This window comes from Streptomyces sp. NPDC033174 (genome assembly GCF_055577795.1).
On the sequence record NZ_JBVIPQ010000009.1, the window covers coordinates 270,424 to 284,977 of the forward strand.

At 70.9% G+C, this 14,554-nt stretch carries 15 protein-coding genes; 8 read left to right on the forward strand and 7 right to left on the reverse strand.

Annotated elements, in window-relative coordinates; translation table 11 throughout:
• Positions 1–68: 68 nt before the first annotated feature.
• Positions 69–899, reverse strand: coding sequence for an ammonia-dependent NAD(+) synthetase (nadE, locus tag ACZ5VC_RS27390; protein WP_469122661.1), 831 nt, complete (start codon positions 897–899; stop codon positions 69–71).
• An 849-nt stretch (positions 900–1,748) separates the two neighbouring features.
• On the opposite strand from nadE, the gene ACZ5VC_RS27395 reads away from it, so the two are divergent.
• The 5 genes from ACZ5VC_RS27395 to ACZ5VC_RS27415 all read left to right on the forward strand — a co-directional run bounded on the left by ACZ5VC_RS27395 (position 1,749) and on the right by ACZ5VC_RS27415 (position 7,439).
• Positions 1,749–2,630 carry an SGNH/GDSL hydrolase family protein gene (locus ACZ5VC_RS27395; RefSeq protein ID WP_469122662.1) on the forward strand — a complete coding sequence of 294 codons (882 nt, stop codon included), beginning with the start codon at positions 1,749–1,751 and terminating at the stop codon, positions 2,628–2,630.
• A 368-nt stretch (positions 2,631–2,998) separates the two neighbouring features.
• Positions 2,999–4,906 carry a serine/threonine-protein kinase gene (locus ACZ5VC_RS27400; RefSeq protein WP_469122663.1) on the forward strand — a complete coding sequence of 636 codons (1,908 nt, stop codon included), beginning with the start codon at positions 2,999–3,001 and terminating at the stop codon, positions 4,904–4,906.
• Positions 4,907–5,185: 279 nt separating this feature from the next.
• Positions 5,186–5,683, forward strand: a complete 498-nt coding sequence (locus ACZ5VC_RS27405) for a SigE family RNA polymerase sigma factor (RefSeq protein ID WP_468712169.1) — start codon at positions 5,186–5,188, stop codon at positions 5,681–5,683.
• Positions 5,676–6,086, forward strand: a complete 411-nt coding sequence (locus ACZ5VC_RS27410; protein WP_469122664.1) for a hypothetical protein — start codon at positions 5,676–5,678, stop codon at positions 6,084–6,086. The genes ACZ5VC_RS27405 and ACZ5VC_RS27410 overlap by 8 nt, the downstream gene beginning before the upstream one ends.
• Positions 6,087–6,161: 75 nt before the next feature.
• Complete coding sequence (locus ACZ5VC_RS27415; protein WP_469122665.1) at positions 6,162–7,439, forward strand: mannosyltransferase family protein; 1,278 nt, start codon at positions 6,162–6,164, stop codon at positions 7,437–7,439.
• Positions 7,440–7,484: 45 nt separating this feature from the next.
• Here the strand turns inward: ACZ5VC_RS27415 and ACZ5VC_RS27420 are convergent, their stop codons facing one another.
• Positions 7,485–7,679 carry a hypothetical protein gene (locus ACZ5VC_RS27420; RefSeq protein WP_469122666.1) on the reverse strand — a complete coding sequence of 65 codons (195 nt, stop codon included), beginning with the start codon at positions 7,677–7,679 and terminating at the stop codon, positions 7,485–7,487.
• Positions 7,680–8,165: 486 nt separating this feature from the next.
• Positions 8,166–8,876, reverse strand: a complete 711-nt coding sequence (locus ACZ5VC_RS27425; protein WP_469122667.1) for a CTP synthase C-terminal region-related (seleno)protein — start codon at positions 8,874–8,876, stop codon at positions 8,166–8,168.
• Between the two features lie 75 nt (positions 8,877–8,951).
• Here ACZ5VC_RS27425 and ACZ5VC_RS27430 point away from each other — a divergent pair, with 75 nt between their 5' ends.
• Positions 8,952–9,884 (forward strand): LysR family transcriptional regulator, encoded by a 933-nt coding sequence (locus tag ACZ5VC_RS27430; protein ID WP_469122668.1) that lies wholly within the window; start codon positions 8,952–8,954, stop codon positions 9,882–9,884.
• Between the two features lie 68 nt (positions 9,885–9,952).
• On the opposite strand, the gene ACZ5VC_RS27435 is transcribed toward ACZ5VC_RS27430, so the two are convergent.
• Positions 9,953–10,399 (reverse strand): hypothetical protein, encoded by a 447-nt coding sequence (locus ACZ5VC_RS27435; protein WP_469122669.1) that lies wholly within the window; start codon positions 10,397–10,399, stop codon positions 9,953–9,955.
• Between the two features lie 133 nt (positions 10,400–10,532).
• Here ACZ5VC_RS27435 and ACZ5VC_RS27440 point away from each other — a divergent pair, with 133 nt between their 5' ends.
• Positions 10,533–11,351: an MmyB family transcriptional regulator gene (locus ACZ5VC_RS27440; protein ID WP_469122670.1), complete on the forward strand. Its 819-nt coding sequence runs from the start codon at positions 10,533–10,535 to the stop codon at positions 11,349–11,351.
• An 84-nt stretch (positions 11,352–11,435) separates the two neighbouring features.
• On the opposite strand, the gene ACZ5VC_RS27445 is transcribed toward ACZ5VC_RS27440, so the two are convergent.
• Positions 11,436–11,936, reverse strand: coding sequence for an SMI1/KNR4 family protein (locus ACZ5VC_RS27445; RefSeq protein ID WP_469122671.1), 501 nt, complete (start codon positions 11,934–11,936; stop codon positions 11,436–11,438).
• A 192-nt stretch (positions 11,937–12,128) separates the two neighbouring features.
• Complete coding sequence (locus ACZ5VC_RS27450; protein WP_469122672.1) at positions 12,129–12,536, reverse strand: glycine cleavage system protein H; 408 nt, start codon at positions 12,534–12,536, stop codon at positions 12,129–12,131.
• Between the two features lie 178 nt (positions 12,537–12,714).
• Here ACZ5VC_RS27450 and ACZ5VC_RS27455 point away from each other — a divergent pair, with 178 nt between their 5' ends.
• Positions 12,715–13,614, forward strand: coding sequence for an aminoglycoside phosphotransferase family protein (locus ACZ5VC_RS27455; RefSeq protein ID WP_469122673.1), 900 nt, complete (start codon positions 12,715–12,717; stop codon positions 13,612–13,614).
• A gap of 78 nt (positions 13,615–13,692) precedes the next feature.
• Here the strand turns inward: ACZ5VC_RS27455 and ACZ5VC_RS27460 are convergent, their stop codons facing one another.
• On the reverse strand, positions 13,693–14,505 hold the full coding sequence (locus ACZ5VC_RS27460) for an amidohydrolase family protein (protein WP_469122674.1): 813 nt from the start codon (positions 14,503–14,505) through the stop codon (positions 13,693–13,695).
• Positions 14,506–14,554 lie beyond the last annotated feature (49 nt).

Here is a 14,554-nt window from a genome sequence, read left to right on the forward strand (position 1 = left end):
GTGGCGCTCGTGCAGGCCTGCCAGCGGACAGGCCAGTCGCCGTGTCCGCCGTCCTGCCGCGCGAGTCCTCAGGGGGCGATGGGCAGCCGGCGCTTGTGGTCGGTGAGGCGGTAGCGGCTGACGATCGTCTCGAAGGCCCGCTCCTCCACCGGCTTGCCCTCCAGGAAGTCGTCGATGTCGTCATAGGTGACCCCGAGCGCGTCCTCGTCGGCCTTGCCCGGGTCGAGGGTCTCCAGGTCGGCCGTCGGGGTCTTCCACACCAGCTCGGCGGGCGCGCCCAGCGCGTCCGCGACGGCGCGCACCCGGCGCTTGGTCAGACCGGTCAGCGGGACCAGGTCGGCGGCACCGTCGCCGAACTTGGTGAAGAAGCCGGAGACCGCCTCGGCGGCGTGATCCGTACCAACGACCAGTCCGTCGTGCGCGCCGGCCACCGTGTACTGCGCGATCATGCGCTGCCGGGCCTTGATGTTCCCGTGCACGAAGTCCTGGTGACGGGCGTCGCGGAAGCTCACGCCGGCGGCCAGCGAGGCCTCGAGGGCGGCGTCGCTCGCGGGCTTGATGTCCACGGTCAGCACGTCGTCGGCCCGGATGAAGGAGAGCGCGAGCTGGGCGTCGTGCTCGTCGGCCTGTACGCCGTAGGGCAGCCGCATCGCGTAGAACCGCGCCTCGTGCCCGGCGGCGCGGGCCCGCTCGACGGCGAGCTGGCACAGCCGACCGGTGGTGGTGGAGTCGACACCGCCGCTGATACCGAGCACGAGGGAGCGCAGACCAGTGGAGGTCAGCCGCTCGGCGAGGAAGGCCACCCGGCGTTCGATCTCGTACGCGGGGTCGAAGGTCGCGGCGACCTCGAGTTCCCGGGCGATCTCCTGCTGCAGGGCGATGGACGCCGGCTCGCTCACGTCTGCTCCTTGTTTTCGGTTCATGATGTGCTGTCGCGCCACCCTACCCAGGGGGGTGCCGGCGGCTCGGGGCCTGACGGCCCGGGGCGGCTGGTGCGGGCTGATGCGGCGGATGCGAGCGGGAGACCACGGCGGTGCCCTACCGGCTCGGGGTTCGGAGCGCCCGCCCGGCGCCCGGCGGGATCGCGGGCCCCGACGGGATCGTCGTCGGGGCTGCGGCCGAGGCCAGTAACGGCCGCGCTCCGGCAGCCGCCCGTGTCCGGGCCGGCGGGTCGAGGCTCGCCGCCCGTCTCGCCCGGGGCGGGATCGTCGACGGGACCACGGCCGAGGCCGGGCAGCCGCCCGTGTCCGGGTCCCGGGTCGGGGCTCGTCGCCCGGCAGGCCCGCTGCCCGCCCCGGCCTCCCGAGTCGGGGGGACGGGCGAAGCCGACTCGGCCACCCCACGGCCGTACGGTTCCTCGACCGCGTGGTGGCTTCCCGGGGCGACCCGGCTGGGAGCCGCACCCCGCTCCGTACCACCCCGCCCGAGTGGCGCATCGCCTCGTCCGCAGGGGCTCTCCCGCGCTCAAGGAGCAGTCACGAGGAGTGCCAAGTCACCTTCCACGCAGGGTTGTTGGTCCGCCCGAGATCCGGTGGTCCCCGCCTCGGAAATTACCGTCGGACACCTTGACGCTCCAGTACGCCGACCGCATATTACGTGCCAGTAGACCCACCAGTAACTGCGCGCAGTGCCCGCGCGGGAGCCGGCTGCGGGGCGGACGGGCCCGCACCGCCGTCGGCCTCGTACGCCTCCTGACGTCCCGTCAACGTGCAGGAGGCTTCCCCTCCCCCACCACGAGAGGCACCGTCATGCGATCAGCGCTTGCGAGCCGCCGCACGCGTACCGCTCTCGCCCTCGCCACCACCACAGTCGCCCTGGCCGCCGCGACCGCGCTCGGCGCGACGCCCGCCCTGGCCTCCGATGCAGCGCTCAACCGATACGTCGCGCTGGGAGATTCCTACGCCTCGGCGGCCGGTGTGCCGGACCAGGTCAACTCCGCCTGCGCCCGCTCCAACGTCAACTACCCTTCGCTGCTGACTTCCGCGCTGTCTCCCGCAGCTCACCAGGACGTCACCTGCGGCGGAGCCACCACAGTCCACATGGCCTCGGCGCAAAACCCCTCCGCGCCCCCACAGTTCGACGCGCTCAACGCGGACACCGACCTGGTCACGCTCACCATCGGCGGGAACGACGTCGGCTTCGCCGACATCATCACCCGCTGCGTTTTCCTCGGCGCGTTCAACCCCTCCGGCTCCCCGTGCAAGAGCAGTTACACCTGGACCGGCACGGACAGCCTCGCCGCCACCATCAACGCCACTGCCCCCAAACTCGCCGCCACCCTCGACGGCATCCACCAGCGCGCTCCCCGTGCCAGGATTCTGGTGACCGGATACCCCGCGATCCTGCCGGACGACGGAACCAACTGTCCCTCCGTCTTCTCGATCGCCAAGGGCGACGCCCCGTGGCTGCGTGACACCCACAAGCGTCTCAACACCGTGATCGCCGCTCAGGCCGCCACACATGGCGCCGTCTACGTCGACACCTATTCCAAGTCCATCGGGCACGACGCGTGCAAGCCGGCCGGAACCCGCTGGATGGAACCGCTCACCACCAGCGCCGCCGCGCCCTTCCACCCCAACGCGGCCGGTGAACGGGCCATGGCCGAAGCCGCGCTGACAGCGATCGGCTGACGCGACGCGCCCCGCCGGTGCACTCCGAGCCCACTGGCGGGGCGATACCCACGCCCCCCGGTGGTCGCTCCATGCGCAGCCCAGCGCCGACGCGCGCCGCATCCGGAGCGGTGATAAGCCGGCCACCGGCGATGTGACGAGGTACGCCTCCTGACACACCGACGGCGCCCCGTAGGGAAGAGACTGACATGGCAAGCTCCCAGCGCTCATCCGCAGCGAACCGGGGCGTCAGCGGCATTGACATGTGACGCCGCTGGGAGGCGCAAGTTCCCTTCCACCTCGACGCGTTGTCGTTTCGGGCTCCTGGGTTCACTCGCTCGTTCTAGAGTAGATTTCTAGGAACTGATTCCGATTCTGACGGGGCTGACGTGTTGGAGCTGAGGGGGAGCGGAGCCGAACCGCTGGAGGCGGAGGATCCGCGGCGGATCGGGTCGATTCCGCTGGCGGGGCGACTGGGGGCCGGCGGTATGGGGCGGGTGTACCTCGGGGTCCAAGAGGGCCGGTACGTCGCCGTCAAGCAACTGCTGTCCTCCGTCGTCGGTGAGGACGAGGACTTCGTACGCCGTTTCGGGCACGAGCTGGACAACCTGTCCCGGCTACCCGCGACGGCCACCGCCCCGCTGCTCGCCAGCGACCGCACCGCACGCCCTCCGTGGTTCGCCACCGCGTACGTCCCCGGGCTCACCCTGAGGGAAGCCATCGAGCTGCACGGCGGCCCCCTGCCCGCGCACGCGCTGTGGCTGCTGCTGCGGGAGGCGGCCGCCGGCCTGGCGTCGGTGCACGCACTGGACATGGTGCACCGGGACCTCAAGCCGTCCAACATCATGCTGACCCTCGACGGTCTCACCCTCATCGACTTCGGTATCGCCCGGGCCGCCGAACAGAGCCAGCTGACCAGAACGGGCATGGTCGTGGGCACGCCCGCCTACATGGCCCCCGAACAAGCGGCGGCCTCACGGCGGTTGACGGGCGCCACCGATGTGTTCGCGCTGGGCTCGGTCCTCGCGTACGCGGCGTGCGGCCGGCCGCCCTTCGGCGACGAGTCGGGGCACGGGGTGCTGTACCGAATCGTCCACGAAGAACCCGACCTGGAGCCGCTGCAGGAGCTGGAGCCGAACCTCGCCGAGATCGTCGCGGCCTGCCTGGACAAGGACCCCGAAGGCCGTCCCACCGCCGCCGAACTGTTCGAACGAGCCTCGCGGTACGGCCCGTTCACCGCGCCGCTGTGGCCGGGGGCCATCACCGAGCGCCTGTCCGAGCGAGCCGCCTTCGCCGCGGATGTGCAGGAGATCGACGTACCGACGATCCCGCTCACGGGCGGCACGCCGGAACCGGACGAGGGGCCGGACCTGGAACGGGGCAAGGGACGGAAGCAGGGGCTGGAGAAGGGCACCGAGGCGGAGCCGAAGCCCGGGGCCGAGGCCCGTCCGGAGCGACCCGAGCGTCCCGGGCGCCGCCGCCGCACCCGTGTCCTTCTCGCCGTCGTCCCCGTCGTCGTGGTCGCGGGCGGTACGACGTTCGCCATCCAGCATCTGCCGTACACGTCCACGCCTCAGGCCCAGGTGCAGACCACGCCGCCCCCATCGGCCTCCGTGCCGACCGGCCCGATGCCGTCGACGGGGGGCGGGAGCCCTTCGGGTGTCGCGTCCCCGGTGAAGTCGCCGGCGACGGACGCTGCTGGGCAGAACGACGGTGGCAAGGGGCAGTCAGCAACGGGCGGGTCCGGGGGCGCGGTCGCCGGGGGCGCGGCCGTCTCCGGGGGCGCCGGCACCGGGGCACAGGACGGAACGGGCGGAGGCACTGGTTCCAGCGCCTCTGGCGGGTCCACCAGTTCCGGTGGCTCCACCAGCTCTGGCGGCCCGGGCGGCTCCAGCACCTCCGGTGGCGGGACGTCCCCGACCACCAAGCCCCCGGCCTCCGGCACCCACCGCTACCGCAACGGCGACAACGGCAAGTGCATCACCCAGGTCTACGGCGCCTCGGACTCCGGCAGCTGCTCGGACTCGACCGCCCGGTGGACCGTCCGGAGCCGGTCGGACGGCAGCTTCAAGCTCGTCAACCAGCAGACCGGCCAGTGCCTGTACTCCAACGGCCTCGGCCAGGCCGTCTTCGTGGGGGACTGCGCCCAGGACGCCGGCCGGCTGTGGCGTACGGCGTCGGGCGGCAGCCTCCGGAGCAGCTACGGCGGCGGCTGTCTCGACCTGGGCATGAGCAGCGGCCTGGTGACGCAATCGTGCACCGGGGAGGCCTCACAGCGCTGGACGAGCCAGGCCTGAGTCGTACCCCGGTGCCGCCTTCGGGCAACACCGGGTACGGGACGTCTCGGCAAAGGCGCTGCCATCGGCGATCCATGGGGTGCCTTGCCGCGTCCGCGGCCGCGTGACGTTCTGAGCGGGCAGGGTTGGGCCGCAAGGCTGGGGCCGTCGGCGGCAAGGCGCGTCCGGTGTGTTTTCGGGTGCGTGACGAGCGTCACTGTGTTTCTTCGTGTTCGGTGTCGACCGGATGGGCCGCGCCGAGCGTATGCCCGGTGAAGCGAAAAGATCCGGGAGTGGCTGTTGACCGTCGAGGAGTTCGAAGAGTTCTACGCCCAGGCGGCGGCACGTCTCACGGGGCAGTTGTACGTGATGCTCGGCGATCTGCACGAGGCTCAGGACGTCGTGCAGGAGGCGTTCGTCAAGGGGTGGAGCCGGCGCCGGCAGCTCGACCGTGACGGCCGGCCCGAGGCGTGGATCCGTACGGTCGCCTGGCGTCTCGCGGTGAGCCGATGGCGTTTCCGTCGGCGTACGACCGACGCCTGGAGGCGCGGTGGCCCCTCACCTCATGTCGAGGGCCCAGGTCCGGATCAGGTGGTGCTGGTCGACGCGCTGCGCGAGCTGCCGGCGCAGCAGCGCCGCACGATGACCCTGCACTACCTGTGCGACCTCACCGTCGAGCAGATCGCCGGCGAGACGGGTCTGTCCGCCAGCACCGTCAAGACGCACCTGGTCCGCGGACGCGCCGCGCTCGCCCACAGCTTGCAGGACTGGCGCATTGAGGAGGCCCCTGATGCCTGAGCCCCATGACCCGCTCCGGCACTTGTTCCGGCAAGCGGCCGACGCCGGGCAGTCCCGTGCGCGTACGGCCCCGATCGCGCAGATCGCCGAACGCGGCAAGCGGGCGCACCGGCGCCATGTCGTCGCGCTCACGGCGGCCGCGTGCCTGATCGTCGCCGGGGGCGGTGCGGCCACGGCGACACTCCTGCCGGGCAAGCCCGCTCCCGTCCTCCCGGCCACCAGCCCGTCGTCCTCGCGCGAACCGTCGCCCGCGTCCACCACCCGGCCACCGTCGACCGGCACCTACTCCAGCCCCGGTGCGACGGGAACCACCACCAGCCCGGCCACAACGGACACCACAGGCAGCTCGTCCGCCACTTCGTCGCAGCCTCCCGACCATGGGGTCGGCACCTCAGCACCCTGATCTGTTTCGCCTCGTGACCCGGCGGGCCGCCGTCGGGCGGTCCCGCGCGCCTCCACACAACCAAGAGAGTCCGATATGCCTATTTTGTCACCACGGGCGAGTGAGAAGGAGACTGTGTCCACGCAGTTCTTCGTCCACCAGGACCAGTTGTCGCCTCTCAGCCGGGCACCGTCCGGACCCGGCCCGCAGAGTGCGAGGGCACCCCTGTGGGGCGCCTTGGCGAACCGGTTGAGCACCGCAGACCGTGAAGCACTGTGGCTGTACCTAATGACCCGAATAGGCGTCTGGACCACCGCCTACTGCACCCGGTGGCTGTTTCCCGCCGACGCCGAAACCCGAGCTCCCGGCTCTGTCCTCGCACCCTTTCAGCAGTGGGACTGGACCCACTTCCTGCATGTGGCGCGCGACGGGTACTTCCCCGGCGAGGCAGGCCCCTGGCTGAGGGGCTGGGACAACCGCGAAGCCTTCTTCCCCGGCTTCCCGCTTCTGCTGCGGGCCGTCCACACCGTCATCCCCGACTGGACCGCGGCCGGCCTGCTGATCTCCTTCGTCGCGGGGGCCGTCGCCGTCGTGGCGCTGGCGCGGATCGCCCGGCTGCACCTGCCCGGTACGGACACCGGCCGGCGCGCAGTTCTCTTCCTGCTGCTCTCACCGTGCGCGATCTTCCTGGCGGCCGGCTACAGCGAGGCGCTCTTCCTCGCACTCGCCCTGCCGGCCTGGCTTGCCGCCCAGCGGCACCACTGGCCCCTCGCCGCCACTCTGACCGCCCTGGCCACGACCGTACGCATCAGCGGCCTCTTCCTCGCCGCCGCCATAGCCGTGCACTTCGCCCTCACGGCCCGCAACCGCCACCACTGGCGCCGACTGCCCTGGCTGGCCCTGCCCGCGCTGCCCGCGGCCCTCTACACCTGGTACCTGCAGGCGCACACCGGCGACTGGATGGCCTGGAAACATGCGCAGGAACGGGGCTGGTACCGCACCTTCCACACTCCATGGGAAGCCTGGGCCAACACCTGGCACGCCGCCTTCACCCATGCACAGACCACGCCGTACGCCTTCATGTTCCAGGCCGAACTCCTCGCGATGCTCGTCGGGCTCTCCGTGCTCGTACTGCTGCTCCTGAAACGCCGCTGGGCCGAGGCCGTCTACACCGGCCTCAACCTGTGGGCCCTGGGCACCTCGTACTGGTACATGTCGATCCCCCGCGCGACCCTGCTGTGGTGGCCCCTTTGGATCGCCCTGGCCGCGTGGAGCCTGCGCCGGCCGCGGGTCAAGACTCTCTACCTCTGTCTCGTCGTACCCCTGACAACCGTCTTCGCCCTCACGTTCCTGTCAGGCCGGTGGGCGGGGTGACGAAGCCGAAGGGTGCGAGTGTCGGAGCGGAGCCGGCGCCGCCCGTCAGACCGTCGGCTCGGTGCGGAGCCGCCGCACGTCCCGCACGAGCGCGTACAAGGCGCTGAGAAGGATCACAACTGCCGTCCCGATCCAGAGGATCGATGCCCCGAAGCGGTAGTCACGAACGGCAACGGCGACCAGCAATACGCCGACAAGGACGCCGAAGGCCGAGATCAGAGCGCTGATGCGGTTGGTCACGCGGACATCATCAACGACAACCCCCGGCCGACGGAAGTGATCAAACGAATCGGGCCTACGCCCTCGCCACGAATCCGGTGTCCTCATGACCTGACCTGACCTGACCTGGCCTGGCGTGACCTGGCCTGACTTGGCGTGACCTGACATCGCCGCGCCCGCCTACTGCCGAGGCAACTGCCTCAGCCAGGAGTCGAGAACTGCATAGTCTCCATCAGTCAGACCGTGGCAACGATCGACCCGGAGGCGCAGCGCGTCCGCCGCACCTTCTCGGGCTGCGTCAGCTTCCGCTGTCGACGGTTACAGGAGCCGGGGAGGCTCAAGCAGATTCGGCAGGCCATCGGTGTGGGTCGTGGTCGACGCGCGCGGCGGTGAGTGCGGCCTCCGTGGTCGGGGCGAGCGGGCTCGTCGCGTGGGCATCGGGCACCGTGCACGCGCGCAGCCAAGCGCGGAGCAGGGAGCTGACCCAGGCCCGCGTGGTGCCCGGGCTCATCGGGTGCGGGCGTGGTCGACGGCGGCGGCGGCCAGGCCGGTGATCAGCGGGTGCGGCCGGGTGCCGTCACCGTCCAGTTCTGGCTGGAAGAGGGTGGCCAGGAAGAAGGGGTGGGAGGGCAGTTCGGCGATGCGGACGTCACCGGATTCGTCGGTGCCGGTGAAGGTCAGGCCGTGTGCGCTGAGGGCGTCCAGGTAAGCGGGGTTCGTCGCGTAGTTGCAGTGGTAGCGCGCCTGCGCGCGGTCGGCGCCGATCAGGCCGGCGGCCTGGGAGCCGGGGGTTATCCGGATGACGCCCTCGTGGCCGACGAGCGAGCAGGCCAGCGGGACGATCACGGCGTCCTCGTCGGCGACGTCCGGGGTGTTCTCGGCGTGGGCGGCGCGATCCAGGCCGCAGACGTTGCGCGCGAATTCGAGCAGGGCGTGCTGGAAGCCTCCGCAGGTGCCCAGGAAGGGGATGCCGCTCTCGCGTGCCGCGCGGATCGCGGCGAGGGCCCCGGTCTCACTGCGGTAGGGGCTGCCGGGCAGAACCCAGACGGCGTCGAAGCCGTCCATGCCCTGATCGGCGTCCTCCGTGGCGATCCAGTACGCGTCCAGATCCAGACCGTCCCGAACGCGAAGGGCTTCCAGCAGGCCTGGAATACGAGCGTGGGAGCGGACGGAGTCGGAGCGGTCCCCGACCAGTGCGATGCGTGCCGTGTGGTTCATGCCGCCATCCTGCCGACCGCCCCACATCGCGTCCAACGATGATTGCTGCACTCCACATAAGCAACACTGATGCACATGGATACGCATCTGCTGCGCACCTTCGTCGCCGTCCTCGAACACCGTTCCTTCTCCCACGCCGCCTCGGCCCTGGGCTACACCCAGTCCGCCGTCTCCCAGCACATCGCCGCGCTCGAAGCCGACCTGGGCAGCCGACTGGTTGAACGGCGGCCCGTCGCCCCCACTCCGGCCGGTACACGGTTGATGGAGCACGCCCCCGCCCTGCTGCTGCGCCTGGACGCCGCCCGCGCCGACATCGCCGGCCTGCACCACGCCAATCCCACCCAGCTGACCCTCGCCTGTTCGCCCGCCGCCCTCACCCCGGCCCTCGCACACAGCCTCGCCCAACTGCGGACAGTCACCCGCCCCTTGGATCTCGAAGTACGGGTCTTGGGGCGAGAAGCGGTGCTCGAGGACGTGCTCACCAATCGCGCCGACCTGGGCCTCGTCGACGGCGTTGCCGCACCCAGCGACCCGCTGCCGCTGCCGGACCTGGGTCCCATGACCACGCTCGCGGCAGCCGAACAGCCCCTGGCCGTCCTCTTCCCCGAGGGCCATCCCCTGGCACGGCGCCCCGCGGTGCGGCTGACCGATCTGGCGCAGGCTCAGTGGATCGACGCCCCCGACACCGCCATTCCCCTCGACCGGCTGCGCGCCGTCTGCCGCACCGACGGATTCCGTCCCCGGATCCGCCACCGCGGCACCGACCTGCACGGCTTGGCCGTCCTTGCCGCCGCCGGCCACGGGCTCGCGGCGCTTCCCCTGCCTGTGGCCGCCACGCTCTCCGGCGTCACGGCGATCCCGGTCGAGGAACCCCGACTACTGCACCGTACGGAACTCCTCCACACCGCTCACCCCACGGACGCCGCACAGCGGTTGGCCGACCTCCTCACCACCAGTGGGGAAGCTGCTCGGCCGACCAGAGCCCTAGAATCCGAACGTGCGCACTAATGACGGGGAGACCCGTCCCCGCTGAGCCCCTCCATCGGGGCAAGTCCGTATCCGGCACGGTCAGCGACTCATCCGGCCGCTGCGCGACGGAGGCCCACGAACTCAAGCCCGGCGAAGGCGGCGACCACCACCGCTCCGACGATCAGGAAAGCGACCCCCAGGCCGGTGAGCGGCAGCACGCCTGTGAACGCGAGCACGAGGAGCAGCACACAGGACAGTGCGTTGGCTGCGACGACGGCCGTGACGAGGCGCGTGGGGATCTGCGGATAGCCGACGATGAGGCCGAGGGCCGCGGCCCCGCCCAGCATGGCAATTCCGAAGGGCACGGCCCAGGTGACGGGCAGGCCGAGCGGACCGCTGAGCCACGCGCCTCCGGCGAGCAGGACGACACCGAAGAGGGCGGTACTCCAGCCGTCGATCCGCAGGCTGGTGCGCAGCAGATCCGCCGCGGCGCGGTCGCGAGCCTGGGGCGGGGCGGCCGTGGCGGGCGTGCTCATCGTGGCCGGACTGCTCATACGGGTCTCCTTGATTCGTGGCCGGGGCCTGACCGGCCCTGGTCTGGTGAGACCTTGGCATCGCGGGGATCACGAACTCAATGACCTCCGAGGTCATGGCCGCGGTGATCAACAGGCAACTATTCTCGTCGACATGGAGATGAATCAGGCGTCACGCGTGGGTGCCCTGCTACGGGAGTGGCGCCGCCGCCGCAGGCTGAGCCAGCTCGAACTCGCCCTCCTCGCGGAAACCTCCGCGCGGCATCTCTCCTGCGTCGAGACGGGGCGGGCGCGCCCGAGCCGCACGATGGTGCTCCGCCTGTCCGCCGCGCTCGACGTCCCCCTGCGTGAGCGCAACACCCTGCTGCTGGCGGCCGATTACGCGCCCGCGTACCGGGAGAGCAGTCTCGACGACGAGGAAATGGCCTCCGTCCGCTCCGCACTCGACATGATGCTGACCACGCACGAGCCCTATCCCGCCGTCGTCGTCGACCGGTGCTGGAACGTGCTGGTCGGCAACCGGGCCATGTCCGTACTCATGGACGGGATACCGCCGCATCTGCTCCAGCCACAACCGAACGTCTTCCGGCTGACCCTCCACCCCGACGGCCTGGCCTCGCGACTGGCCAATCTCCCCGAGGTCCGGACGCTCTTCCTCCAGCGGCTGCTCCGGCAGGTCGACGCCACCGGAGACGCGGAACTGCGCGCGCTGTACGAAGAGGTGTGCCGGTACCCCGTCCCGGTGGACGAGGAGGCGCCGGAGGCCACCGCCGCCCCAGCGGCACGTCCGGGCCCGGTGCAGGTGCCGCTGAGGGTCCGCACTCCGCTGGGCGAGCTATCGATGTTCAGCACCATGGCCACGTTCGAAGCGCCGGCCGATGTGACGCTGTCGGAACTGGCGATCGAGTTGTTCTACCCCCTCGACGAGTTCACCACGAAGGCACTTCACGCCGCTGCCGCGCCTGCGGGGTGAGGGCGCCGCGCCCCCTGGGCGGGCCCGGCAAGAGGCCGATCACGGCGGCCGTCGGTGGTCATGCGGTGCCTGCTCGGTGAGGCCTCAGCTCGGCGAGTCCAGCCAGGCCTCGTACCAGGTGTGAAAGTCGGGTCCCGGGGTCAAGCCGCCCCAGTCCGGGTCGTCGAACCACACCTGTCCTGCGCTCTCCCCGGTGACGACGAGGCGGCAGAACATCCCGCACCCGCATTCCGCGATGACCAGGGTCCCGCTCAGCGTGTAGTCGGCGTGGCCGCCTTTGCCGGGCCCGGGGCAGGCCCGGGTGTAGGGAAAAGGTGCGGCCAGGAAGCCGGCCCCGCGGCTCTCCTCCCGGAGGTCGTACACCGCGTCCTCGTCATCCAGCTCCTCTTCGAGCCCGAGAACGCCGTAGTAGGGACCGGCGCCTCCGTCGGCGACCTCCGTGAGGAAGCTTCGGTAGGTGCCGGGAAGGCCGACACCGAAGGTCCGCTCGAAGGAATGGACCGCCTCTTCGGTCAAGGGTGACCGCAGTCGGTATCCGTGGAAGGCGGAACCGAATCGCTGAAGGTCCGGGTCCGCTTCTGCCATGGCGGCCACGCGGGCCCGCACGGAAGCGGCGTCCCAGAGCCGACTCCGGCCCGCGTCGGCCAACTGCGCCGCTGGTTCCGGGGCAACCGCTGAGACTGCTGAACCGGCTGAATCCGTTGCCACGGTCCGGCCCCCTTCCGTGCGGCGGTCCCTCCCGCCGACCGGGCAGCCTACATCTGTCCCCTTCGATGATCAGCCGGGCAGGTCCTGGTCGACGCCCTCGTCGAGTGACAGGTACTGGCTGGCCGTGAACAGTCCGTCCAGTTGCGCCGGCTTGTCGACGGTCAGTTCGAAGAGCCAGCCTTCGCCGTACGGATCCGTGTTGACCGTCGACGGCGCCGCGACCGTCTTCTCGTTCACCGTGGCCACTGTGCCGCTCATCGGCATACGGAGTTCGGCGACCGCGCTCGTCGACTCGACCACCCCGGCCGGCTGGGACGCGTCGATCGCGGCCCCCTTGTCCGGGAGCTCCAGGCGGTTGATGTCACCGAGACTGCTCTGCCAGGGGTTCGTGATGCCGACGCGCACGCGGTCGTCCCCCACCACCTGCACCCACAGGTGCTCGCGGCTGTACTTCCGGTCGTCGGGAATGTTCTGCATGCGGACCTCCTGGGTCGTGGGACGGCCACGGTCACCGGTCGTCGTCCCCACCACTTCTTGCACAGGTCACCGTCACGCAAACCCCCCGTCGCCACGGCACCGCGCCTCGGGGGCCGGGCGTGTGACGTGCGGAAAAGCGTTTGACGTCCGCAGGGGTGCGGCGATCGGATGGCACCCCATGAGCACAGGGCAGATGCATCCCGGCGCGTACCCCATCGACGAGGACCTCGTACGGCGGCTGATCGCCGGGCAGTTCCCGCAGTGGGCGGGGCTGGCCGTGGAGCGCTTCCCCTCCGGCGGCACCGTCAACGCCATGTACCGGCTGGGTGACGACATGGTCGTACGGCTGCCGCTGCTGAAGGGCGGAGCCGAGGACGTGTCGATGGAGCAGGAGTGGCTGCCCCGCCTCGCGCCCCGGCTGCCCATGACCATTCCCGAGGTGCTCGGGGCCGGCGAGCCCGCCGAGGGGTATCCGTGGCCGTGGTCGGTGTACCGATGGGTCGCGGGCGAGAACCCCGAGGCCGGGGCGCTGAGCGAGCCCGTACTGCTGGCCGAGGATCTGGCCGGGTTCGTGGCGGCGATGCGGAGCGTCACCCTGCCGGGAGCGCCGAGGGCGCACCGAGGCGGGCCGCTCGCGTCGCAGGACCCGGAGACCCGGGCGGCGATCGAGGAACTGCGCGGGATCCCGCGGGAGGGCGTCGACTGTGACGCGGCGGCCGCCGTATGGGAGGACGCGCTGGGGGTCCCTGACTGGGACGGGCCGCCGGTGTGGCTGCATGCCGACCTGATGCCGGGCAATCTGCTGGTGGACGGGGGCAGGCTGAGTTCAGTGATCGACTTCGGATGCACGGGGGTGGGCGATCCCGCCTGCGATCTGTTCCCGGCATGGAACCTGCTGCCGGGCCACGCGAGGGAGGTCTTCCGCGAAGCGCTCGGCGTGGATGACGCGACCTGGAAGCGCGGCCGGGGGCGGACACTCTCTCAGGCCCTGATCGCCCTGCCGTACTACCGGAGGACGAACCCGGCCATGGCACAGAACGCGCGGCACGTGATCCGGGCGGTACTGGGAGAGGGCTGAGGCCTTCTCATGTCCGCGCGCCCGTAGGTCCGCCCGCAGGCCCCCGACGATCAGCCACGGACTTCCAGCCGCACTCGCCTAGAGCGCGAAGACCCGACGGGCGTTGCCGGCCAGGAACAGCCCCCGCGCCTCGTCGTCCAGGCCCAGATCGTCCAGGTGCTCCAGCGCTTGCGCGGGCGTGATCATCGGGTAGTTGGTACCGAACAGAACCTTGCCGCGGCCCCGGCCGCGCACGTACTCCACCAGTTCGACCGGATAGCGGCGAGCGGTATAGGCGCTGGTGTCGATGAAGACGTTCTCGTGCTTGTCGGCGACCGCGATCATCTCCGTTGTCCAGGGGTAGCCGATGTGTCCACACACGATGGTCAGTTCGGGGAAGTCCAGGGCCACTTGATCGATGTACGGGATCGGCCGACCCGTCTCGGAGGGCCGCAGCGGGCCGGTGTGCCCCACCTGCGTACAGAACGGGATGCCGAGCTCCACACAGGCCGCGTACAGCGGGTAGTAGAGACGGTCGGTGGGCGGCAGACCCCAGAGCCACGGCACGATCCGCAGTCCTACGAAGCCGAGTTCCCCGACCGCCCGGCGAAGCTCCCGGACCGCCTCCATGGGGCGGGCCAGGTCGGCGCCCGCCACTCCCCGCAGCCGCCCGCCGGACCGCTCGACGAACTCGGCCACTTCGTCATTGCTGATCAGCGCGCCCTCCGGCCCGTACCAGGCCGCCGCCAAGCCGATCTCCACATCGGCCGCCTCCAGCGCCGCCAGCGTCGCCCGGACCGGCAATGGCTCCTCCAGCGGCCCGCGCCCGGTCCACCGCCGCAGCGAGGCGAACATCTCGTGCTGGGAGTGCCTCAACGTCGGGTGCTGCATCCACGCGTCGATGACTGCCATGTTCTCCCTCACCACACATCCCTGCCGCCGAACGGCCCCCCGGCGAACC